Consider the following 20,389-nt stretch of genomic DNA (forward strand, 5'->3'; position numbering starts at 1 on the left):
GGCGGCCGGCTTCTCCGCGCATCAACAAGCTGCGTCAGAAAGAGATCCTCATACCGCCATAGGCGGCGATCGGCGCGGCCGGGCTCTGGAACCGATTGTCGACCCCGGCGCCGTTGGCGACTGCGGTCGCCGGAATGCCTGGTGCGCCAATTCCCGTCGGGTTACCGAGCACGCCAAAGGTCGCATACCGCGCGTTGATCGCATTGTCGACCGTGACGAAGAATTGCAGATTCTCAGTGAGCTGATAGGTCGAATGGAGATTGACGACGACGTAGTCCGGGATCGGCACCAGTTGGTTCGACTCGTCGCCCCGATAGAATTGCTCGCCGACATAGGAGACGGTGGCCCCGACGTTCCAGCCATCGAGCACGCGATAGTCGGCGCCGAACTTGATCCGGTTCTGCGGAATGCCGGGAAGGTGATCGCCGGGTTTGACCTGGATATTCCCGTTGGCGTCCTGCGACGGGTTCGAGGCCGAGGGAAGTGTCAGTGACGATTGAAAAGTCGCGTCGACATAGCTGTAGCTGAGATAGGCCGAGAGCCGGTCCTCCTGGTATTTGACGCCGACCTCGGCGCCCTGGCGCCGCGTGCCGCCAATGTTCTGGAAGAAGCCGCTGCTGAGCGAGGTCGCGATCCCGTAGATGTCATCATCGACATCCGTGCGGTAAAGGCTTGCGTTCCAACTGAGCCGGCCCGGGCCAAGACCGACGGCCGCCAGTCCAGGCAGCGAAAGCCGGCCGCGCAGCCCGACCTCATAGGTATGGGAAACCACCTGCTTCAGGTTCGGCGGATCGCTCGCCAGTGATGACGGCAGCAAGCAGGGACGCAGAGGATTCGAGCATTCGATCTCGCTCGCCGTCGGCGTCCGGTTCGCCTCGGAATAGCCGAAATAGGCCGTCAGGTTGTCCGTCAGCTTGTCGGTAGCACCGATCGCCGGATTGAAGCGGCTATAGCGATTCTGGCCTGTGAGCTCATTGCCGAGCCGGTCGATCAGGTCGATCTGGGCGACATTGAACCGGCCGCTGGTGGTGACCGCCAAGGCCGGCGTCACGTTCAGCGTGTCAGTCGCATAGACGCTGTAATAGCTGTCATTGTCCCCGAGGCTGACCGGTGTCGCGTTGAATGGCGTGTCTTCGGGCGTCGCGACGAAGAAGCCGGAATAGCCCACTCGCAGCGCGCTGTTGATGGTGCCGAGCTCAACGCTCGACTGGAAATCCGTGCTGGCGTGATCGATCGTCGCGCCAACGGTCAGGTGGTTTTCGAGGCCAAAAAGCGGCGCCGTCTCGGTCGCCTGCAGCGAGCCCCCGACGGTGACGGTGCGGATCGACTCGAAGTCGTTCTCACCGATTGCAAGCGCGCCACCCTGCGAGAGGTCAGGGATGAACTGCCCTGAAGCCGTGGTCGCGGGCGTCAGCCCGTCGCTTTGACAGAGAGATCCCAGATTGGGCGCTGCGGTGCAGGCGGTGAAATTCGTGGTGTTGCCGTTCACCACGGTCTGGCGAAATTCGCGGTAATAGGCGCTGCCCTGAACCGACAGCGCGTCCGACACCCTATAGCTGCCGTTCAGCGTGACGAATTCGAGCTGATTGAAGTTGCTCTGAGGAGAAGTGAAGAGAAGCGAGCGGCTGACCGCCAGTTCCTGCACGGGGGTCGCCGATCCGCCAAAGAGGCGGTTATTGGCGCCGGTGAAGCTCAGATCGAGCGTGAGCCGATCGCTTCGGGCACTGAAATCGGCATAGAGTTGACGGAGCGAATTGGGAGAGGACTGGCGCCAGCCATCCTCGTCCAAGGCATGACCGGCAACGTATGCCCCAAAGATGCCGTCGTTGACGCCGTATTCGAACGCCGCGGAGCGCCGGCCGAACGAACCGCCGGAAAGTTCGACATCGCCGCCTTCATGGTTGAAGCCGTCCTTCATATTGATCACGACCGCGCCACCCAGCGCGTTCAAGCCGTAGACGGGATTGGAGCTGACGACATTGACCCGGTCGATGGCGATATCGGGGAACAGGTCCCAGTTCACGGCATCGCCGAAGGCCTCGTTGATGCGCACGCCGCTCTGGTAGACCGCGAGGCCCTGCGGCGTGCCGAGCACCGGCGAGGCTTCGAAGCCGCGATAGAGGATGTCCGGCTGGAAGGGATCGTCCAGATTGTCGTTGATGCTGACGCTGCCGAGTTGGTTCGTGAGCGCCGTGATCACGCTCGGCGATCCCTCGCGCGTCAGATCCGACGCGGACAGGCTTTGGGTATTGCCGGGTATCTTGTCGATATCGATCCCGGTGCCTGGCAAGGGGGACGTGCCGACGACTGTGATCCTTTCGACATTCGCCGCGTCCGCAAGCTGCGGCTCGGAGACATGGTCCTGCGCCGGCGCCATGCCGGGCATGGCGGAGAGCGTAGCGACGGATACGACAATCGGCAGGATACGGCTGTTCATGCTTCCGTCGGATATTTGTCAGTACAACCGTATTGTTATAGCAACGTTGCCGATCGACACCTCTCGTCCAAAAGTACTTATTCGTTTTCCCGATAGGATCGGGAAATATTCCCGGAAGCCTGCGATTTTTGCGCTGGGCCTTGCCGGCCCATGCCGATCCAGTATCCTTCGGTGCAATGAACAAAACCGTGCCCTCCCTGCGCGTTCGTCTCATGGGATCAGTCGCGCTCGCGCTGATCTTGAGCCTCGCGCTGGGCGGCGCCCTGACCATTCGGCAGGCCCGGCACTCCGTCGCCCGCGAGCTTGGTTCGGCGCTGGTGGTCGCACGGCAGACCGTGCACGCCTCGCTGGACAATCTCGCGTCGCAGGCGGATCCGGCGAGCGATCTTCGGCAACTGGTAGCGGCGTTCGATGGCAACCGGCATGTGCGCGCCGTTTTGCTCGGATCGGGCAGTGCGCCGATCACCCAATCAACCCTGGGAACGGCGCGGGAGCAGATGCCATCGTGGTTCGTCAGGTTGATCGGCGTGCCGGGCAACGCCGAGGAGCTGGCAGTCCCCCCGATCGCTCGTCCGATCGCAACCGTGCGGATCGAGACCGACCCGCGCAACGAGGTGCTCGAGGTCTGGAACGAGCTCAGCGAGATGGCGGCACCGATTGCCGTTCTTGTTATCTCGTCAGGCCTTCTGATCTGGTGGTCGACCACCCGCGTTCTGCGCCCGCTTTCGGCCCTGTCGGCGGCGCTCAATAGCGTGGGCGCCGGCGAGTTTGAAGCCCGGCTGCCGGCCGGTGGATTGCCGGAAACGCAGGTCATCGCGGCCGCCTTCAACCGTATGGCCGAAGATCTGAGCGCGGTGCGCGAACGCAATCGCGCGCTCTATCGTCAGCTGCTGACGGCCCACGAGGCGGAGCGCAAGGATCTCGCGCGTGACCTGCACGACGATATCGGCCCGCTGCTGCTGGCCGTCACCATCGATGCGGCCGCGATCGAAAAGGAGATCGCAACCCGGGCTCCGGACGCCGACCCGACGCTGCGCGCGATCCGGGAAACGATCGGCCAGGCACAGCAAAATCTCCGCGCTATCGTCAACCGGCTGCGCCCGATCGGCCTTGCGGAGTTCGGGCTGCGCCGGGCCGTCGCGAACCTGGTCCTGTTCTGGCAGCGACGTCATCCCGAGGTCGATTTTTCGCTCGATCTGGGGGAAGGCTTCGAGCCGTCGGGCGAATTGGGAGAGGTCACCGTTTTCCGCATCGTTCAGGAAGCGCTGATCAATGCGCTACGCCATGGCGCGCCGTCCTGCATCCGGGTCGCCTTCCGCCTGGAGGGGAACGATGGCTTCGTGGTGAAGGTGAGCGATGACGGCAAAGGCGCGGAGGAAGCCAAGCCGGGCTTCGGCCTGATCGGCATGAGGGATCGGGTCGAAGCGGCCGGCGGGCAGCTGACGACGGGCACCGGGCCGGACGGCGGCTTCACCGTGATGGCGATCCTGCCGCAGAGCGCCAAGGCGCCGTCGGCGGAAATGGCGGAGCTGCCGCCATGAAAGTCTTGATCGTCGACGACCATGCCGTCGTGCGCTCGGGGTTGCAGCGGCTGTTCCAGGGAGAACCCGATATCGAGCCGCTCGAGGCGACCGATGCCATCGAGGCGCTCGCCGTCTTCGCGGCCGAGCAGCCGGACGTCGTGATCATCGACATCAATCTCCCGGGCATGGGCGGGCTCGACCTGCTGCGCCGCCTGGTGGCGGAGCGGCCGACGGTGCGGGCCCTGATCTTCAGCATGCACGCCGAGCCGATCTATGCGACGGAGGCCCTGCGCGTTGGCGCGCTGGGTTATGTCAGCAAGATCGCGCCGTCCAACGAGATCCTCGATGCGGTCCGCAGCGTTGCAGGCGGCGCGCGCTATATCGACCGGCAAATCGCCCAGGAACTGGCGCTCTCCGGCATCGTGCGGCGGCCGGAGCGTGCAATGGGACCAGCGCTGTCGGTCCGTGAGACCGAGCTGCTGAGGCTGCTTGCGGAGGGGCGCAGCCTGAGCGAGATGGCCGAGGTGATCGGCGTCAGCTACAAGACCGTAGCCAACAGCCTGAGCTTGCTGAAATCGAGGCTCGGCGTTGCGACCACGGCCGAACTCATCAGCCTCGCGATCAGACAAGGATATGCGAGCTGATGGCGGCTTTCGACGGCCTGGGGCTGGACGAGCAAGAACGATCCAACCTCAGACGAACCGGCCAATGCAGCGCACTCTTGGTCCCAACTGCCTGAGACGCAGCCGCGACACATGCTCAGCCCGCACGGAAACTCAGCGACGCGCCAGGACATATTCCGCGACCAGGCCCGCCAGCGTGTCGGCAGGATCGCTCTCGGAGAAGGTGTGCGCGGGATATTGGTCCCAGGTCTCCAGCAGCACCCGATCGAAGCGCACCCCGGAAGCATCCAGCGCACGGATATGCTCGCGAGCCTGGGCGATCCAGTCGGCGTCGGACCGGGCGGTCGGGCGACCACCGCCGTTCATGATCATGCCGATCTCGAGCCCGTTCTCCCGAGCAACTGCGGCGGCCGTCCGAGCGAGGCCGGCGATCGCTGCGGGATCCGTCCGCCCAGGCGCCGGCTGGGTGTTGAGCTGTGGTGCGTACCAGTCGAAATCGAGGTCCAGGAAGCCGAGCCGGCTCCCGGTGGCAGCCGCGAACGCGTTCGCCCATTGAGCATATTCGGCGCGCCAGTTCGGCTGGCTGGAGACCGCCGGGAAGGGCTCGATGTCGCCCACGATCAGGTTGGGGAAAGCGGCGATATAGATCCGGACGTTGACCGCAACCCGGTTGGCCAGGTCCGCGATGGCACTGCGGCAGGCGTTCTTGCCGCCGTAGAGGTGACCGAACCAGAACGGCTCGTCCATGGCGATGAAGTCGAGCACGGCGCCGGACTTCACCAACTTCGCCACGATTTGGTTGGTCGAGCCGGGGTCGACATAGCCCTCGATCCCGCCGCCGCAGGCAGGCTCATGCCACCAGTTGGTGGCCAGGACCTCGAGACCGAGCGCGATACGACGGGCCTTGAGATCGCGGACCAAGGCCGCCAAGGCAACATCGGACATCCCCATGATCGCAGCACCGGTCAGGCGCATCGCCTGGATCCGCTTCGTCGTCTGATCCCACTGGGCCTTGACGCCCGGTTCCGGTGCGCCGCCGCCGTAAAGCTTGGCGAGTTCGGTCCAATGAGGGCCGAGGATCGTCACCGGCGATGCGCCCGCAGGCAGTATTCGCTCGAGCACGGGAGGAGGCTGGTTCGCCGCCTGAGCGCCCACGGCCGGCAGGATTGCCATCGCCGGCCGGTGCGACGGGTCTGAATCGAACACGCCGCGGACCTCGGCTTCAGGCGAGAGGGCCGCGCTCGCCGGCCAAGCCAGATGGAAGCGGCCTCGGGCGTCCGTCGCCACGGATCCCAAGGACCCGACCGCAGGCTCGAACCAGAGATTTCGGCGCAGCAACCCCTTTCCCTGCGCATCAAGGAAGACGACGGTGGCGTAGCCAGAGCGCTCTGCGGCCTCAGGTGCTGCGATCCAGGCCTCGAAGCTGAAGGATGCCCCGGGCGTGACCGGGAACTGCTTCAGATTCGGCGCCTGTGTCCGCCCCGGCACCACAACCAGGGTGCGCAGGCTCATGGGCGCATCCGCGACCGGCAAAGTCACCGGCGAGACATCCTGAGCCGGCCGCCCCTGCTCGCGATAGTGCAAGCCGCCCAGGATCACGGCGGTGGGACCGGCACAGTCACAGGCGCCCTCGACCCCGACCCGGATTCCCACGACCGCGGTAGCAGCGCCCTCCGGGACCGTTCCCGACAGCGAGCGCGATGTCGGCCAGGCGCGCCCGGCCACATCGACCGCCGTGAGCCGGATCGCGGCATCGGCCATGGGCGCGCCATCCGGGCCGGAAAGCGTCCCGGAAATCCCGTCGCCGGACCGCGACAAGCTGAGACTCGACGGCGGCCGCAAATACTGCAGCGGTACGCCCATCAGCGTTCCGGGCTGTGTCTCGGGCAAGACACGCGTTGGATAGCGTGTCCATGTCTGGAAAATCGCCGCATCGGGATGGATGCCCAGCGCCGTCTCGATCTCGGCGACATGATCGACGGCGCTTCGGGTCCATTCCACGTCGCTGCCGACGTCGGCATCGGCATTGTAGATGATCCCGAACGGGACTTGCCGCTGCCGGAGCCCCGCCGCGAGGGGCGGCAGGTTGCGCATGGCGAGCTCGGACCAGGCGACATCGGCGTGCAGGAAGGCCAGCCGCTCGCCGGTCGCCGCACGGTAGTCGTCGGCCCATTGAACGAGCTCGGCCAGACGAGCCTGATCGGTCCCGACCACCTCGATGTCGCCCACCTTCAGGTTCGGGAAGATCCGGCGCATTGACGCTATGCTGGTGGCGACCTGGCGGGCGATGGCGGCGGAGGACAGCCGGCAACCGCCGGGATCGACATGGCCGTAAAAGAACGGCTCGTCCATCGCGACATAGTCGAGCTCGCCACCGGCGCCGCGGATCCTCTGCAGGATCGCCTCGGTCTCACCGGCGCGGCCGTAGGATTCGGTGGGCGGCCCGCATTCCGGTGTCCGGACCAGCGGACCGATCTCCAGCGCGAGCGCCAGGTGACGGCGCCGCACCTCGTCGATCACGGCCTTGAGGTCCGCCTCGTGCGTGTTCTCAATATTGCCAGCGATCAGCTTGGCGACGCGCGCATGAGCAGCAACGGCGGGCCAGGCGGCGTCCGGCCTCCATTGGTCGACCGCGTCAGTCCGGACGCCTGTCCAACGGGACTGGATCTGGATCGGTTGGGAAGTGGCCGTGACCCAAATCTCCGGTGCCGCCGAAGGTTCCGCGGCACAAGCACCCGAAACGGCGGCCCAGCTCAGGAGCAGGCCAGCCAAGAACAGCGCGCGAGGAAAAACTGTCGAGCCCATCGATACGCTCCCAGACGGAGGGGGCGCGCCTGGCGCAGCCCTGGTAGCAGCGGCACGAAGCTCCGACGCCCGTGCTCGCCCGTTCACTTCTCACTCATCCCGCCTTACACGGGCCGATCGTCTAGGAAATCGGGTAAACCCGCAGCGATTTCACGGACATGTGGTGGCCCACAGGATCGGCCGGGATCTTGCCCGCGTAGTCCATGAGCGCCGTGGAAAAACGGATGTCGGCCGCAGCCTTGATCGCTCCGCTCGTGCGGATCGCGGCAACCGGCTCCCCGTCCACCTCGAACACGATGTCCGTCGCTGTCCACAACACGCCGATATCGTGGAAGCGCTCGGAGAAATTGTCGGTGAAACGGCCGTCGAACCCCACGGCAGGCGGCCATTTCCCATCGATCTTGTTGTTATCGTGCAGCGTCAGCCGATCGATGTTCGGGAAATGCAGCTCTGAGACATCGATCTCGAAATGGTCCTCCGTGACGAGCCAGAAGGCGTTGTTGAGACCATCGATGTCCCCGGCCTTGATGGTCGCTTCATAGAAGCCGTACCCGTAGTGCTGCCGGCTGATGGCATAGCCGGTCGACCATTGCGCCCGGCAGCCCGTGGCCGCAAGGGTTTGCAGCTGCAGGCCGCCCGGCGTCGCAACGACGTTCTCCGGCCGGCGGCACGATTTCAGATAATCGTCCGACTGCATCAGCCAATCGGCACGGAGCGCCGCCGGATCGGTGAAATCCGTCGCGAAGGCGGGTTTCCCATGCCCCGCGCGGTAGCGCGCGATGGCCGCCCGATCCGCCGCCGTCACTGGACGCCTGGTGCCCCACGGCTGGTCGGGATTGCCCCAGGTCAGCTTTTGCAGCTCGGCGGCGGCCGGCCGGCCGACTGGCGCACACACGACGGTGAAGCAGGTGACGACGAGAACGAAGCACCGTGAGATCGGTCCCAGGCCCATATCGAACCGCTCCTCAGAAGGGGCTCAGCGCGCGCCGCCCCGCATCGGCGAGGCTGCCGCAGCGCTCGACGTCGAACTGCGTGTCGCCGGTCCAGGAATAGTAGATCAGGCCGGCGAGCCGGCCTTCCTCGGCCAGTCGGGCGAAATCACCGATCATCTCCTGTACGAGCAGGGCATGCGCGTTGTCCTCCGGCGCGGAACAGGACTTGCCCGCATAGGCGAAGCCCCATTCGGTGATCCAGCAGGGCTTTCCACCGGGGACGCAGATGGGATCGACGAGCGCCTCGAGACGGCGCAGGCGGTGGATCGCCGAAGTCTTGTCGCCCGGGTGGTCGCCCCAGGGATAGGTGTGCAGGTTGTAGGCATCGACGAGTTGGTCGAGCCCATGGGCGCGGAAGAAGGCGATCGTGGCCCCGACGCTGACGCCGTCATAGGGCTTCGGCGTCGGCCACGGCCCCTCCTGCTCGATATCGACGAGGCTCGTCGGCAGCAGCGGTGCATGGCCGTTGAGCTTCGCATGGTCCCGCACATCTTTCAGGACGCCCAAGACCTTGAGATATTGCAGGTAGCCTTTCGCGACCTGCTGCCCTTCCGGATCGTGCGTGAGATCGGCAAGGCCAAGGACGCGCCCCTCCCCCGGCAGACGGAAGTCGGGATTGTTCCCGGCCATATTGATTTCGTTCTCCAGCTCGAGCCCGGCCAGCACGATGCCATTGGCCTCAAGCTTGCCCATGAGCTCGCGGAAATATTGCGCCGAGCGCTCGGGATCGAGGGCGGACAGTGGCGGCCCCGGCCACATGCCGGGAAACTCCTTAGGCTTGAAGACGCGCTCCGGCGCACCCGGCGCATAGAGCCCGTGGAGTATGAGCACCGTCGCGATCTTGTGGGCATAGGCTCGCTTGATGAAGTCGACGTTCTTGTCCTCATCCTCGGCATACATGCCGAAGCGGATCACATGCACGCCGAGGGATTGCAGCTCCGAGAGCTTCGCATCCTGATCCGCCGCGCTGAACTGCAGCGGATGCACGAAGTCGACGCCGCGAAGCACATCGCGCGCCTGGGCCGCGCCCGCGGCGAGAAGAACAGCCAGCAACAGGCCGAAGGCGATTGAACGAGCAGCACACCGGATTGAAAGCTTCCAGGACACGCCAAATGGCCTTTGGCGAGCCGCGAGCACGTGGCAGGTCATGCGCGATTCCCCTGACGAGCGGACAATTTCATGGATTTTCACTGGCTCAGCGCATAGCCAAGCAGCTGCTCCCTCTCGCCGAGCTGCTCGCAGTCCGGCGCGTTCGAGGCAAAGTGGGATTGTTCCTTCGCATTATAGCAACGGTAGAGCGAAATCATCCCCGGTCCCGCCTGGGTATACACCCAGCCCGCCGTGCGCAGCCGCTGGTAGGCATGAGCCTCGCAGAAGCCCTTTTCCGCCAGGAGATGGTCCGGGTGACCGGGCCGGTTGCTGACGCAATCCTCCAGTTCGGTCGTCGGCACTGGCCCCTGCGCGGCGGTCAGCAGATACCCCGACCGCCCCTCCAGCCGGTAGGCCGTGTCGTTGCCGGGAACGGGCCCCGTGGTCGACCACCGGTCATGGAGCGCCGGGTTGTACCAGCGCGCGAGCAGCACGCCCGTTTGCGGCCCCGTGGCCGCCGCCGCGGTCGTGACCGTCACATCGCGAAAGACCAGGTACTTGTCGGCGTGCCCACCGCCCGGCGGCCAATAGGCATAGACCAGCATCCAGCTATCCGAGAGCTGGTTGCTGCCGTCCCGGGCATTGAGCAGGACGGGATAGGCGATGAGCTCGGAAGCGGCGGGGCGGCGCCAGTTTCCCGGATCTGCAACCAGCAGCGGCGCCGGCATGGGTTTGAGGGAGACATGATCGCGGGTGAGGAACAGGCCAAGACCACCCGGCACCCAGCCGGTCAAGACCAGGTCTCCAGTGGTCGTCCAGCGGGCGACGCTGGCACCGGCGCCGTTCGCAAGACGGGTGGCGTTGCCGCCCAGCCCCGGCTGATCCCACTTTCCGTTTAGATATTTCTGCCAGTTGCCGGGCGCCGGGTCGGAAACCGGCGCGCGGGCCGCGATCAGGCTGCCGTCCCGGGCCCGGAAGCAATAGGCATAATAGTAGCCGTCATGGCCGTCGACCGCCGTGCAATCGCCTTCGCCGGTGTTTCTTCCCGGCGTCGGGCTGTCGGTGCCGGTAATGATCTGTCCCAGGGGCCGCCAGGTCAGCCCGTCGTCGTTCGATGTTGCCAGCGCCATGGACTTGTGGGTCTGGCCAGCCGCGTAGTTGCACGCCGTCTCGGCATGAATGAACCCCAGGGTGGCGGCGCCAGCGCGTTCGGCATGGTTCAGCCACTGCCCACAGGAATCGAAGCTACCCGACGCCCCCGGCCCCAGGACCACACGCCCCGAAGCTCCCATATCCCATGCATGCTTTCCGTCGATGGCGCGCGTCTCGCCATGGGCGTCGAAGCCGCGAAAAGTGCCGTTCGGCAACTCGATTTCGGTAAAGCGATTGTCGGCGATATCCGCCGCCGGGCCGCGCACGACCCGCGGCGGCCCGACGCGGATGCCGATGCAGGCGACGCAAATGCCGCCATTGTCTGTCGACGTATCCGCCGCCCCAGCAGGGCAGCCCAATCCGGCGGAGGCGAGCAGCAGGCCCAGAACCAGCGCATAGCAGAACCTGGCCAGCATCCGCGCACCTCGAAGTCGATCTGCAGCGGCTGCAACTTATAGTGTTACACAAAGCTTTGATAGGAGATCGGCCACACCGATCCACGATCCAAACGGCCCGCCGGTCTCGGCCAGACGGTGCACCCGCTTGTCAAATACGGGCGTGGGCGCGGAAGCCCTGAGCGAAATCGATCACGAAACGTGATCGGTCGATGCGATCTTCCAATTGGTCCCGCTCCGGAATCTCCCGCCATACTGCGCCCTGACGAGGATCGCCGGCCTACCTCAAGCAGCACCAGCGATCCGCCGCGATAACGAAAGCAGCGAAGAGCGTCCGAGACGGATGCGACCTCAAGGGAGAGAGCCGATGGCGTCGTCCATGAAACCCATCGTTGCCGTGACGTTCGGCGACGTCTCGGGCATCGGGCCCGAGCTGGTGGCGAAACTCTTGGCCCGGCCAGAGGTGCGTGCGGCGGCGACGATCGTGCTGGTCGGCGACGCCTGGGTGTGGGACGCGGCACAGCGCATCACCGGGCTGGGCACGCTGGTCCGACCGATCGCCGACTGGACGGCCGCGCGCACGGCCACGGGCGACACGCCGCTGTTCCTTGTCGTCGACACGGTCGCGGAGGGCGAGATCGTGCCGGGCCAGGTGACGATTGCGGCCGGCCGGGGCGCCCGCGCAGCGGTGACGCTCTGCCTCGATGCGGTCAGCCGGCGCGACGTCGATGCGGTCTGCTTCGCGCCGATGAACAAGCAGGCCTTGAAGAAGGGCGGCATGGCGTTCGAGGACGAGCTGCATTTCTTCGCCGACTATCTGGGCGTCACCGGCTATTTCTGCGAGTTCAACACGCTCGGCACGCTCTGGACCTCGCGCATCAGCAGCCACGTGCCGCTTTCGGCCGTGCCCGGCCTCGTCACCAAGGAGCGCATCAAGGCGGCGGCGGCGCTGACGGTGAAGACGCTGCGGCAAGCCGGCTTCGAGCAGCCGCGCATCGGGCTCGCCGCCCTCAACCCGCACGGCGGCGACGGCGGCACGTGCGGGCGCGAGGAGATCGACGTGATCGAGCCTGCGGCACGCGAGCTCAATGCCGAGGGCCTGCCGATCCTCGGCCCCTACCCGGCCGACACGATCTTCCTGAAGGCTCGCGCCGGCGAGCTCGACGCGGTCGTGACCATGTACCACGACCAGGGCCAGGTCGCGATCAAGCTCCTGGGCTTCGAGCGCGGCGTCACGGTGCAGGGCGGCCTGCCGGTGCCAATCGCGACGCCGGCGCACGGCACCGCGTTCGACATCGTCGGACGGAACAAGGCCAATGCCGAAGCGATCGTGCAGGCCTTCCTGCTCGCCGCCCGCATGGGTGTGGCTTACCGCGAAAGCGGCCTCGCCGCCTGACACGTCAAAACACGACCAACCACACGAGAGCGCCCCACGAAGGGCGCCGGCATCGAAAGGGAGAAGGGTTCATGCTTCGCTTGCGAGCGACGACCAGAGTCTTTGCGCTGCTGTGCGGCCTCAGCTTCCTGCTCTATCTCGACCGGGTGAATCTCTCGACCGCGGCGCCCTTCGTGCAGAAGGAGCTGGGCTTGAGCAACACCGAGCTCGGCATCGCCTTCTCCGCCTTCGCCTACAGCTATCTCGTGACCCAGATCATCGGCGGCGTCATCGCCGACAAGTTCGGCCCGCGCTGGACGCTGATCGGCTGCGTCGCGATCTGGATCGTGACGACGATCGCGACGGGCTTCGTCGGCTCGCTCGCCTCGCTGTTCGCGGTCCGTCTCGCCCTCGGCATCGGCGAGGGTGCCGCCCTGCCGGCGGCGGCGCGCGCGATCATCAACTGGTTCCCGGTCGACAAACGCGGCTTAGCGCAAGGTGTCACCCATTCCTTCTCGCGCTTCGGCAATGCGGTGGCGCCGCCGATCATCGCGGCCTTGATCACGGTCACGAGCTGGCGCGCCTCCTTCATCATCGTCGGCATCGGCACCGCGGTCTGGCTCGTCTTCTGGTACGGGGGTTTCCGCGACCATCCGCGAGAGGACCGGGCGATCACGAAGGCCGAGCTCGACCGGCTGCCACCCGAGACCGCGGTGGCGCCCGGCTCGACGCGGCGCGACCCGATCCCGTGGCGCCGGCTCTTGAAGCGCATCGCGCCCTCGGCCGCGGTCTATTTCTGCTACGGCTGGACCGGCTGGCTCTATTTCACCTGGCTGCCGAGCTTCTTCCTCCATGCCTACAACTACAATCTCAAGAGCTCGGCCGTGTTCGCCTCCGGCGTCTTCTTCGCTGGTGTCGCTGGCGACGCGCTGGGTGGCATCGTCGCCGACCGGATCTTCCGGCGCACCGGCAGCCTCACCAAGTCCCGCTCGGCGCTGATCGCGGCGACCTTCGTCGCCTCGGCCGTCTGCCTGATCCCGGTGGTAGTGAGCGACAATCTGCCGGTCATGACGCTGGCACTCAGCGCCGCGTTCTTCTTCATCGAGATGTCGATCGCACCGATCTGGCTCGTGCCGATGGACGTAGCGCCGGCCTATGCCGGGACCGCGAGCGGCATCATCAACGCAGGCGCCGCCGTCGCCGGCATCGCCTCGCCGATCCTGTTCGGCCTCATCATCGACCGCACCGGCAGCTGGACCGCGCCATTTGTCGGCTCGGTCGTGCTGCTGCTGGTCGGCGCAGCATTGGCATTCACCATCCGACCCGAGCTACAGTTGGCCGCCGACGGCGACATGGCAGAGGATGCCGTGCCCGCCGCCGCCCCTTAAGTGAGCCTCGCGAGAGAGGATGGAGAATCCCAGCATGCCAGCCACCCCCCGCTTCCGCGGCGTCTTCCCGGTCGTCCCGACCATCTTCACCGAAACCGGCGCGCTCGACCTCGCCGGCCAGAAGCGCTCAGTCGATTTCATGATCGACGCCGGATCCGACGGGCTTGCGATCCTCGCCAACTTCTCCGAGCAGTTCGTGCTCTCGGACGAGGAACGCCAAGTGCTGACCCGCACCATCCTCGAGCACGTGGCGGGCCGCGTGCCGGTCATCGTCACGACCAGCCATTTCTCGTCCAGGATCTGCGCCGAGCGCTCGCGCGAGGCTGAGGCGCTGGGTGCGGCCATGGTCATGGTCATGCCGCCCTATCACGGCGCCACGATCCGCGTCGCCGAGCCCGGCATCGAGCAATTTTACCGCGCCGTCTCCGACGCGATCTCGATCCCGATCATGATCCAGGACGCGCCGGTTGCCGGCACGCCGCTGTCCGCCGCCTTCCTCGCCAAGCTCGCGCGCGAGGTGGCGGCCGTCGCCTATTTCAAGATCGAGGTGCCGTTCGCCGCGGGTAAGCTGCGCGAGCTCATCCGGCTTGGCGGCGACGCGATCGAGGGCCCGTGGGACGGCGAGGAGGCGATCACGCTCATGGCCGACCTCGACGCCGGTGCGACCGGCGCCATGACCGGCGGCGGCTATCCGGACGGGATCGTGCCGATCGTGCGCGACTATCTCGCCGGCAACCGCGAAGCAGCGCAGCGCGCTTACGATCGCTGGCTGCCGCTCATCAACTACGAGAACCGGCAATGCGGCCTGCTCGCCGCCAAGGCGCTGATGCTGGAGGGCGGCATCATCGAAAGCGGCGCGCCGCGCGCGCCGTTGGCCCCGCTCCACCCGGCGACACGCGCCGGCCTCATCGAGGTGGCGCGCCGGCTGGACGCGCTGGTGCTGCGCTGGGCCCGATAAGACGTCACGCCCGTTAAGACGTCATGAGGGCGGCGTGCCTTTGACCGGGCGCGCCGCCACCTCGTGCTCGAGCTTGTAGGCGATCGCGGTCGCGAACGTGTCGAAGCCTGTCGCCGGCACCATGAAGGCGTCCGGCCCGCCGATGACATTGTCGCGGTAATAGTGGTCGAGCTCCGGCTCGACCGTCAGGATCGGCAGGCCGTTGATGGTGATGCCGGCTTTGACCGCGTCGTCGCGCGCGAGATAGGCGAGCCGGCCGCTGTTGTTGCTGCCGTCGCCCGAGACATCGAGGATGCGCCGGGCCGCCCGATAGGGCATGGCCTGGAACAGCGTCATCGCGAAATCGATGGCGCCGCTGATCGAGGTCGAGCCCTCGTCCAGCCGTTCGATCGCCCCGATCCGGTCCGCGAGATCACGCGCCGCCGCCTCGCTGTCGACACGCCTCCAGGCGAGCGCCACATGCTGCGAGCGGGCGCCCGCCCATTGGACATAGGCGACGGCAATCGCGTGCTCGGGCCCGCTCAAGAGCGCCGCCTGAACCGTGGGATTGCGGAACGCCGCGGCATAGCCCGCCTCCTGCAAGTGGAAGCGTCCCTCGTCGACGCTCGACGACACGTCGACCGCAAGCACCAGCGCCACGTCGACGGCGGGTGTCGGCAGCGCATCCTCGCCCCAGTCGCGGCCGGGCATCAGGCCGAGGGCGAGCGAAACCAGGATCAGGACGAGACCGCGCCGCATGGCCCCTCCTCCCACACCGGGGATGAGGGGCCAGTATGCCCGAGGATGCGTACCCGCGCAAAACGGGCAGTCCGGCGTCCTTGGGCGTGGCCCAGTGATCTAGAGTGAACGGCCGGCGGGCCGCCTTTCTGTTTTACGGCTGCCCTTCCCCCCCTCCGTCATGGGACCGGGCTTGACCCGGGGATGACAGAGGAAAGGGATGGCGACGGGAAGCTATCTCACAGCCCCAGCGCCCTCAGCTTCGGCTCGAAGTCCGCCAGCACGGCCTCGTAGACCGGGCGTTTGAACGGCACGATGAGCGCAGGCAGCTGGGCGCGCGCGACCCAGCGCCAGGCGCTGAATTCGGGGTGCCGGGTCGCGATGTCTATGTCGGCGTCGGTGCCGGTGAAACGGAGCGCAAACCAGCGCTGCGCCTGGCCCCGCCACTTGCCGCCCCAGACCTTGGCCCGGAGTTCCGGCGGCAGGTCATAGGCGACCCAGCCGTCGCTTTCGAGCAGGATCTCGGCCTTGGCGGTGCCGATCTCCTCCTCGAGCTCGCGCAGTGCCGCCGCGGCCGCGCTCTCGCCCTTGTCGATGCCGCCCTGCGGCATCTGCCAGGCGTCGAGGTCGGTGTCGGTCCGCCGGCCGACCCAGGCCTGGCCCCGGGCATTGAGCAGCATCAGGCCGACATTGCGGCGGTATTCCGGCCCGGGCTCCGGGACGAACGGTAGCGTCACCGACATCGTGCTATTCCTGCTTGGCGGCTGCAGCGGGCTTGGTACCGGCAGCGGCCGTGTCCTTGCCACTGTCCTTGCTCGCCGGCGTGTCCTTGTTCGCGGGTGCGGCACCCTCGCCTTCCTTGCCGGCGCCTGGGCCGGCCGCGGGCGGCTCGCCCTTCTGCTGTTCACCCTTCTGGGGCACCTGCTCCTTGGTCTTGCCGATCACGGCCGAAACTGGCGCCAGGACCAGCCCGCGATCCTCGAGGCCCTGGGCCCAGACGGCGACGCGCTCGAACGTGACCGGGAAGGGCGAGCCGATGCCGACGGCAGCGCCGTTGCGCCGCGCGATGTCCTCGAGCTCGGCAAGCCGCTTGTCGATGCCGGCGCGCGTCGCGTCGCGGTCGATCGTGCGGTTGGACGACGCGAACGGCAGCTTGAGCTCGCCCGCCAAGGCCGGCACCACCGTCTGCGGCGTCTCGCGATTGTCGACATAGAGCAGCCCGCGCCGCTTCATCGCGTCGAGGATCGGCATCATGTCGTCATGCGCCGCGGTGTAGCGCGAGCCCTCGAAGCCCACGAGCCCGACATAGCCGGTGCCCTGGCTCATCACCCAATTGAAGCGCTCCAGGTTCTTGGCCGGCTCGAGCGCGGTCAGGAGCGGGTTGGGGCCGGGATCGTTGCGCGGATAGTCGAGCGGCTCCATCGGCAGGGTCAGCAGCACCTCGTGCCCGGCCGCCCGCGACAGGTTGATCCATTCGCCAAGCTTGCGGGCATAGGGCTGGAAGGCGAGCGTGACGGCGGCCGGCAGGCGGTTGATCGCCGCGTCGGTCTGGGTCGCCGACATGCCGAGCGCCGTGATGATCATCGCCACGCGTGGCCGCTTGTCGGCCAGGTCGAACGGCCGGGCATAGACCTGCCACGGCAGCCGCCCGTCGCGCCCGACGACCGGCAGATAGCCCGTCGCGACACGCTCGATCAGATCGGCATCCGGAGCCGCCGCCAAGGCCTGCCCATGGCTGAAGCCTGGCGGCGGGGCCGGCGGCGTGTCCTGCGCAGACGGCGGCGGCAACAGGGACTGCGGCGCGTCGGCAGCCGGCACCGGTTTGTCTGATGCCGGGGTGTTGGATGCCGGGGTGTTCGATGCCGTTGCCGCGGGAGCCGGCGCAGCGGGCGATTCGGCGGCGGGCGTTTCGGCGGCGGGCGTAGCAACCGCCGGCGGTTCGGCCTTGACAGTCGCGGGCTGGGGTGCCGCGGCCGAGGGCTCGGGTGCCGCCGACGTCGGCAATGGCGCCGTGGCCGGCGTCGGCAGCGCCACCGTCACGCCGCGGTCGGGCAGCGGGCCGCTGAGCGTGAGCCAGAGGGCCCCGCCCGCCACGACAACGACGAGGCTGCCGGCGGCGAACGCGAGCGGCATCATCCGGCGCGCGGCAACGCCCCTGTCCGCCGCGTCCGGCACCGGCCGACGCTCCGCCATGGGTCAGGCGGCCCTGAAGCTCAATCGACCGCCCGACTGCTGAACAGCGCCACGCCCTTCAGGAGGTCGAGCGCCCGGCTCAGCTGATAATCGTCCGCCTTGGCCGACGCGCTCGGATCGATCACGTCGCCCGGCATCGGCGGGGCCTCCTGGTCCTTGTCCTTCCCGGCGCTTTGGTCCTTGGTCGCCGAAGGCTTGGCCGCAGCCGGCTTCGCCGGATCGTCCGGGTTCTTGAGCGCGCCCTTGAGGTCGGCCTCGTGCAGCCGCTCCGGCCCGCCGATCTTCTCGATCTTGGCCGGCTCGACGACGATGTCGGGCTCGATGCCCTTGGCCTGGATCGACCGGCCCGACGGCGTGAAGTAGCGCGCCGTGGTGAGCCGCATGGCGCCCTGGCCCAGCACCGGAATGATGGTCTGGACCGAGCCCTTGCCGAACGACCGGGTGCCGAGCACGACGGCCCGGTGATGGTCCTGCAGCGCGCCGGCCACGATCTCGGACGCCGAGGCGGTGCCGCCGTTGATCAGCACGACGATCGGCAGGCCGTTGGTGATCTCGCCCGGATGGGCGTTGTAGCGCTGCACGTCCTCCGGCCGCCGGCCGCGCGTCGAGACGATCTCGCCCCGCTCGAGGAAGTCGTCGGACACGGCAACCGCCTGGTCGAGGAGCCCGCCCGGATCGTTGCGCAGGTCGAGCACGACGCCGGTGAGCTTGCCGGCCTGGGCCTTGAGCTTCTTGTACGTGTCCTCGAGCTCGGTCGCCGTCTGCTCCTTGAAGCTCGAGATCCTGAGATAGGCGATCGTGTCGCGCTCCAGGTGGCCGCGCACGGAGGCGACCTTGATGATGGCGCGGGTCAGCGTGAGGTCGATCGGCTTCGGCTCGCCCTCGCGGCGCAGCGTGATCTTGATCGTGGTGCCGGGCGCGCCGCGCATCTTCTCGACGGCTTCGTTCAACGACATGTTGACGATCGGGTCGCCGTCCAGGGCCACGATATAGTCGCCGGCCTTGATGCCCGCCTTGGCGCTCGGCGTGTCGTCGATCGGCGAGACGACCTTGACCAGGCCCTGGTCCTGCACGACCTCGAGCCCGAGCCCGCCGAACTCGCCGTGCGTGTCGACCTGCATGTCCTTGTAGGCCTTGGCGTTCATGTAGCTCGAATGCGGGTCGAGCGAGGTCAGCATGCCGTTGATGGCATTCTCGACCAGCTCCTGGTCATTGACCGGTTCGACATAGTCCTGGCGCACGCGATCGAACACTTCGGCGAACAGGTTGAGCGCCTTGAAGGTATCGGCGTTGCCCGACTGGGTCGGCGGGGCGGCGCCGGCCGGCTCCAGCAGGACGAAGAGCGCGGCACCAGCCGCCAGAAAAACTCGCCGCATCATCCACTCACTTTTCCATCGCGTGCCGCCAGCCACGGCAGCGGATTGATAGGCTGACCCTGTCGCCGCAATTCGAGATAGAGGCTCGGGCCGGGATCGCCGGATTTCATCACGCCCACCGGTTCACCCGTCACAACCCTTTGACCTACCGTCGCTTCGATCTGATCGATTCCAGCAAGAAGTGAATGATATCCCCCGCCGTGATCGATGATCAAGATTTGGCCGTAGCCCTTGAACGGACCGGCGAACATAACCTGGCCGTCGAACGGTGCCACGACCTGCGCAGCACCGCGCGTGCGGATGGTCAGGCCCTTGGCTTCCTGGTACCCGTCGCTCTCGCCGAAACGCTTGATGACCTGGCCCGCGACCGGCGCCGCGTAATGGCCGGGTTCGAGCTTTCGCCCCCCACCGCGCGGCGCCAGCGGGTCGCGCCCCTTGGGTGATTCCGGCGGGGCGACCGTGATGGCCGCGGTCGCGGGCCCGATGTCGCGTCCCGCGACGCCCCCGGGCCCAACGTCGCGTCCCGCGACGCCGCCGGACATAGTGTCGCGGGTCGCCGCCTCAGCCTCCCGGCGCCGGGCCTCGGCCTTCGCCGCCGCCTCGCGCTCGGCCTTTTGCCGCGCCTCCTCGGCGCGCTTACGCTCGGCCTCCGCCCGCTCCTGCCGCTCGCGCTCCAGCCGCTGGATCAAATCTTTGAGATCGCTTGCCTGAGCGCCCAAGGTCGCGAGCGTCTTCTGGGTCTGGCCCTGGGCCTCGCGCGTCTGGCCCTCGAGCGCCGCCTTCTGGCGGAGCATCAGGCCGATCCGCGTCTGCTCCGCGTCGAGCGCCGCCTGCTTCTGCGTCATCTCGCTGCGTTTCGCCGAAATCTCGGCCTGCAGGCGCTTGACCTCCACCAAGGTCGCCTGCAGCTCCTTCGCTTGCGCTTCGAGCTGTGGCACGGCGGCACCCAAGAGCATGGCGCCGCGTACCTGGTCGATCGGCGAGGCGGGGCCGAACAGCATCGCCTCCGGCGGGTTCTGCGACAGTTTCTCGAGGGCCGAGAGCAGGCCCGCCTCGCGCGCCTGATCGGCCGCGAGCGCCTTCTGCTTCGCCGCGGCCTCGGCATCGAGCGTCTTCAGCTGGCCCTCGAGCTCGGTCAGCCGCTCCTCGTAGTCCTGGGCGCTCTTCGCCGCCGCGACCGACGCATCCTGCAGCCGGGCCTGCTCGGCCACGAGTGTCGCCGCCTGCTTGTCGAGTTGCGCGCTCTCATGCCGGCCGGCCTCGAGCTTCTGCTCGACCGCCTTCAATTTCTCGTTCTGCAGCTTCTCGTCGGGCGCGGTTTCAGCCGCGGCCGCGGCGCCCCAGATGAGGAGCGCCACGGCCGCGC

General features: G+C 67.2%; 15 protein-coding genes. 5 read left to right on the forward strand and 10 right to left on the reverse strand.

The window, feature by feature from the left end:
- Nucleotides 1–34 precede the first annotated feature (34 nt).
- Nucleotides 35–2,437 (reverse strand): TonB-dependent receptor, encoded by a 2,403-nt coding sequence (locus IEY58_RS12695; RefSeq protein WP_189046238.1) that lies wholly within the window; start codon nt 2,435–2,437, stop codon nt 35–37.
- 176 nt (nt 2,438–2,613) lie between these two features.
- Between IEY58_RS12695 and IEY58_RS12700 the strand changes: the two genes are divergently transcribed.
- Complete coding sequence (locus IEY58_RS12700) at nt 2,614–3,978, forward strand: histidine kinase (protein WP_189046240.1); 1,365 nt, start codon at nt 2,614–2,616, stop codon at nt 3,976–3,978.
- On the forward strand, nt 3,975–4,604 hold the full coding sequence (locus tag IEY58_RS12705) for a response regulator (protein ID WP_189046242.1): 630 nt from the start codon (nt 3,975–3,977) through the stop codon (nt 4,602–4,604). Before IEY58_RS12700 ends, IEY58_RS12705 begins: the two co-directional genes overlap by 4 nt.
- Nucleotides 4,605–4,736: 132 nt before the next feature.
- On the opposite strand, the gene IEY58_RS12710 is transcribed toward IEY58_RS12705, so the two are convergent.
- From IEY58_RS12710 to IEY58_RS12725, 4 genes are all read right to left on the reverse strand, one after another.
- The gene (locus IEY58_RS12710) at nt 4,737–7,388 is read right to left on the reverse strand and encodes a hypothetical protein (RefSeq protein ID WP_189046244.1); all 2,652 of its coding nucleotides are present in this window, start codon (nt 7,386–7,388) and stop codon (nt 4,737–4,739) included.
- Between the two features lie 121 nt (nt 7,389–7,509).
- On the reverse strand, nt 7,510–8,340 hold the full coding sequence (locus IEY58_RS12715) for a glycoside hydrolase family 16 protein (RefSeq protein ID WP_189046246.1): 831 nt from the start codon (nt 8,338–8,340) through the stop codon (nt 7,510–7,512).
- Between the two features lie 13 nt (nt 8,341–8,353).
- The gene (locus tag IEY58_RS12720; RefSeq protein ID WP_189046248.1) at nt 8,354–9,433 is read right to left on the reverse strand and encodes a hypothetical protein; all 1,080 of its coding nucleotides are present in this window, start codon (nt 9,431–9,433) and stop codon (nt 8,354–8,356) included.
- Between the two features lie 134 nt (nt 9,434–9,567).
- Nucleotides 9,568–11,037, reverse strand: a complete 1,470-nt coding sequence (locus IEY58_RS12725) for a hypothetical protein (protein ID WP_189046250.1) — start codon at nt 11,035–11,037, stop codon at nt 9,568–9,570.
- A 358-nt stretch (nt 11,038–11,395) separates the two neighbouring features.
- Between IEY58_RS12725 and IEY58_RS12730 the strand changes: the two genes are divergently transcribed.
- The 3 genes from IEY58_RS12730 to IEY58_RS12740 all read left to right on the forward strand — a co-directional run bounded on the left by IEY58_RS12730 (nt 11,396) and on the right by IEY58_RS12740 (nt 14,737).
- The gene (locus IEY58_RS12730; RefSeq protein WP_229743685.1) at nt 11,396–12,412 is read left to right on the forward strand and encodes a 4-hydroxythreonine-4-phosphate dehydrogenase PdxA; all 1,017 of its coding nucleotides are present in this window, start codon (nt 11,396–11,398) and stop codon (nt 12,410–12,412) included.
- A 71-nt stretch (nt 12,413–12,483) separates the two neighbouring features.
- Complete coding sequence (locus IEY58_RS12735; RefSeq protein WP_189046253.1) at nt 12,484–13,779, forward strand: MFS transporter; 1,296 nt, start codon at nt 12,484–12,486, stop codon at nt 13,777–13,779.
- Nucleotides 13,780–13,813: 34 nt separating this feature from the next.
- The gene (locus IEY58_RS12740; RefSeq protein ID WP_189046255.1) at nt 13,814–14,737 is read left to right on the forward strand and encodes a dihydrodipicolinate synthase family protein; all 924 of its coding nucleotides are present in this window, start codon (nt 13,814–13,816) and stop codon (nt 14,735–14,737) included.
- A 21-nt stretch (nt 14,738–14,758) separates the two neighbouring features.
- Here IEY58_RS12740 and IEY58_RS12745 read toward each other — a convergent pair whose 3' ends face one another.
- The 5 genes from IEY58_RS12745 to IEY58_RS12765 all read right to left on the reverse strand — a co-directional run bounded on the left by IEY58_RS12745 (nt 14,759) and on the right by IEY58_RS12765 (nt 20,381).
- The gene (locus tag IEY58_RS12745; RefSeq protein WP_229743686.1) at nt 14,759–15,475 is read right to left on the reverse strand and encodes a DUF1194 domain-containing protein; all 717 of its coding nucleotides are present in this window, start codon (nt 15,473–15,475) and stop codon (nt 14,759–14,761) included.
- Between the two features lie 218 nt (nt 15,476–15,693).
- Entirely contained in the window at nt 15,694–16,197 is a 504-nt protein-coding gene (locus IEY58_RS12750; protein WP_189046257.1) for an RNA pyrophosphohydrolase, read from the reverse strand.
- 4 nt (nt 16,198–16,201) lie between these two features.
- Nucleotides 16,202–17,647 (reverse strand): divergent polysaccharide deacetylase family protein, encoded by a 1,446-nt coding sequence (locus tag IEY58_RS12755; protein WP_189046259.1) that lies wholly within the window; start codon nt 17,645–17,647, stop codon nt 16,202–16,204.
- Between the two features lie 20 nt (nt 17,648–17,667).
- Nucleotides 17,668–19,026 carry a S41 family peptidase gene (locus IEY58_RS12760; RefSeq protein WP_189046261.1) on the reverse strand — a complete coding sequence of 453 codons (1,359 nt, stop codon included), beginning with the start codon at nt 19,024–19,026 and terminating at the stop codon, nt 17,668–17,670.
- Nucleotides 19,023–20,381, reverse strand: a complete 1,359-nt coding sequence (locus tag IEY58_RS12765) for a murein hydrolase activator EnvC family protein (RefSeq protein ID WP_189046263.1) — start codon at nt 20,379–20,381, stop codon at nt 19,023–19,025. The genes IEY58_RS12760 and IEY58_RS12765 overlap by 4 nt, the downstream gene beginning before the upstream one ends.
- Nucleotides 20,382–20,389 lie beyond the last annotated feature (8 nt).

The sequence above is a fragment of the Aliidongia dinghuensis genome (genome assembly GCF_014643535.1).
In the GTDB taxonomy this organism is placed as follows: Bacteria; Pseudomonadota; Alphaproteobacteria; order ATCC43930; family CGMCC-115725; genus Aliidongia; species Aliidongia dinghuensis.

What these genes read in the sequence shown, in the direction of transcription:
- IEY58_RS12745 (WP_229743686.1), bottom strand. Translation starts at nt 15,475, where the DNA reads ATGCGGCGCGGTCTCGTCCTGATCCTGGTTTCGCTCGCCCTCGGCCTG.
- IEY58_RS12755 (WP_189046259.1), bottom strand. Translation starts at nt 17,647, where the DNA reads ATGGCGGAGCGTCGGCCGGTGCCGGACGCGGCGGACAGGGGCGTTGCC.
- IEY58_RS12705 (WP_189046242.1), top strand. Translation starts at nt 3,975, where the DNA reads ATGAAAGTCTTGATCGTCGACGACCATGCCGTCGTGCGCTCGGGGTTG.
- IEY58_RS12750 (WP_189046257.1), bottom strand. Translation starts at nt 16,197, where the DNA reads ATGTCGGTGACGCTACCGTTCGTCCCGGAGCCCGGGCCGGAATACCGC.
- IEY58_RS12760 (WP_189046261.1), bottom strand. Translation starts at nt 19,026, where the DNA reads ATGATGCGGCGAGTTTTTCTGGCGGCTGGTGCCGCGCTCTTCGTCCTG.
- IEY58_RS12735 (WP_189046253.1), top strand. Translation starts at nt 12,484, where the DNA reads ATGCTTCGCTTGCGAGCGACGACCAGAGTCTTTGCGCTGCTGTGCGGC.
- IEY58_RS12725 (WP_189046250.1), bottom strand. Translation starts at nt 11,037, where the DNA reads ATGCTGGCCAGGTTCTGCTATGCGCTGGTTCTGGGCCTGCTGCTCGCC.
- IEY58_RS12695 (WP_189046238.1), bottom strand. Translation starts at nt 2,437, where the DNA reads ATGAACAGCCGTATCCTGCCGATTGTCGTATCCGTCGCTACGCTCTCC.
- IEY58_RS12740 (WP_189046255.1), top strand. Translation starts at nt 13,814, where the DNA reads ATGCCAGCCACCCCCCGCTTCCGCGGCGTCTTCCCGGTCGTCCCGACC.
- IEY58_RS12730 (WP_229743685.1), top strand. Translation starts at nt 11,396, where the DNA reads ATGAAACCCATCGTTGCCGTGACGTTCGGCGACGTCTCGGGCATCGGG.
- IEY58_RS12700 (WP_189046240.1), top strand. Translation starts at nt 2,614, where the DNA reads ATGAACAAAACCGTGCCCTCCCTGCGCGTTCGTCTCATGGGATCAGTC.
- IEY58_RS12715 (WP_189046246.1), bottom strand. Translation starts at nt 8,340, where the DNA reads ATGGGCCTGGGACCGATCTCACGGTGCTTCGTTCTCGTCGTCACCTGC.
- IEY58_RS12710 (WP_189046244.1), bottom strand. Translation starts at nt 7,388, where the DNA reads ATGGGCTCGACAGTTTTTCCTCGCGCGCTGTTCTTGGCTGGCCTGCTC.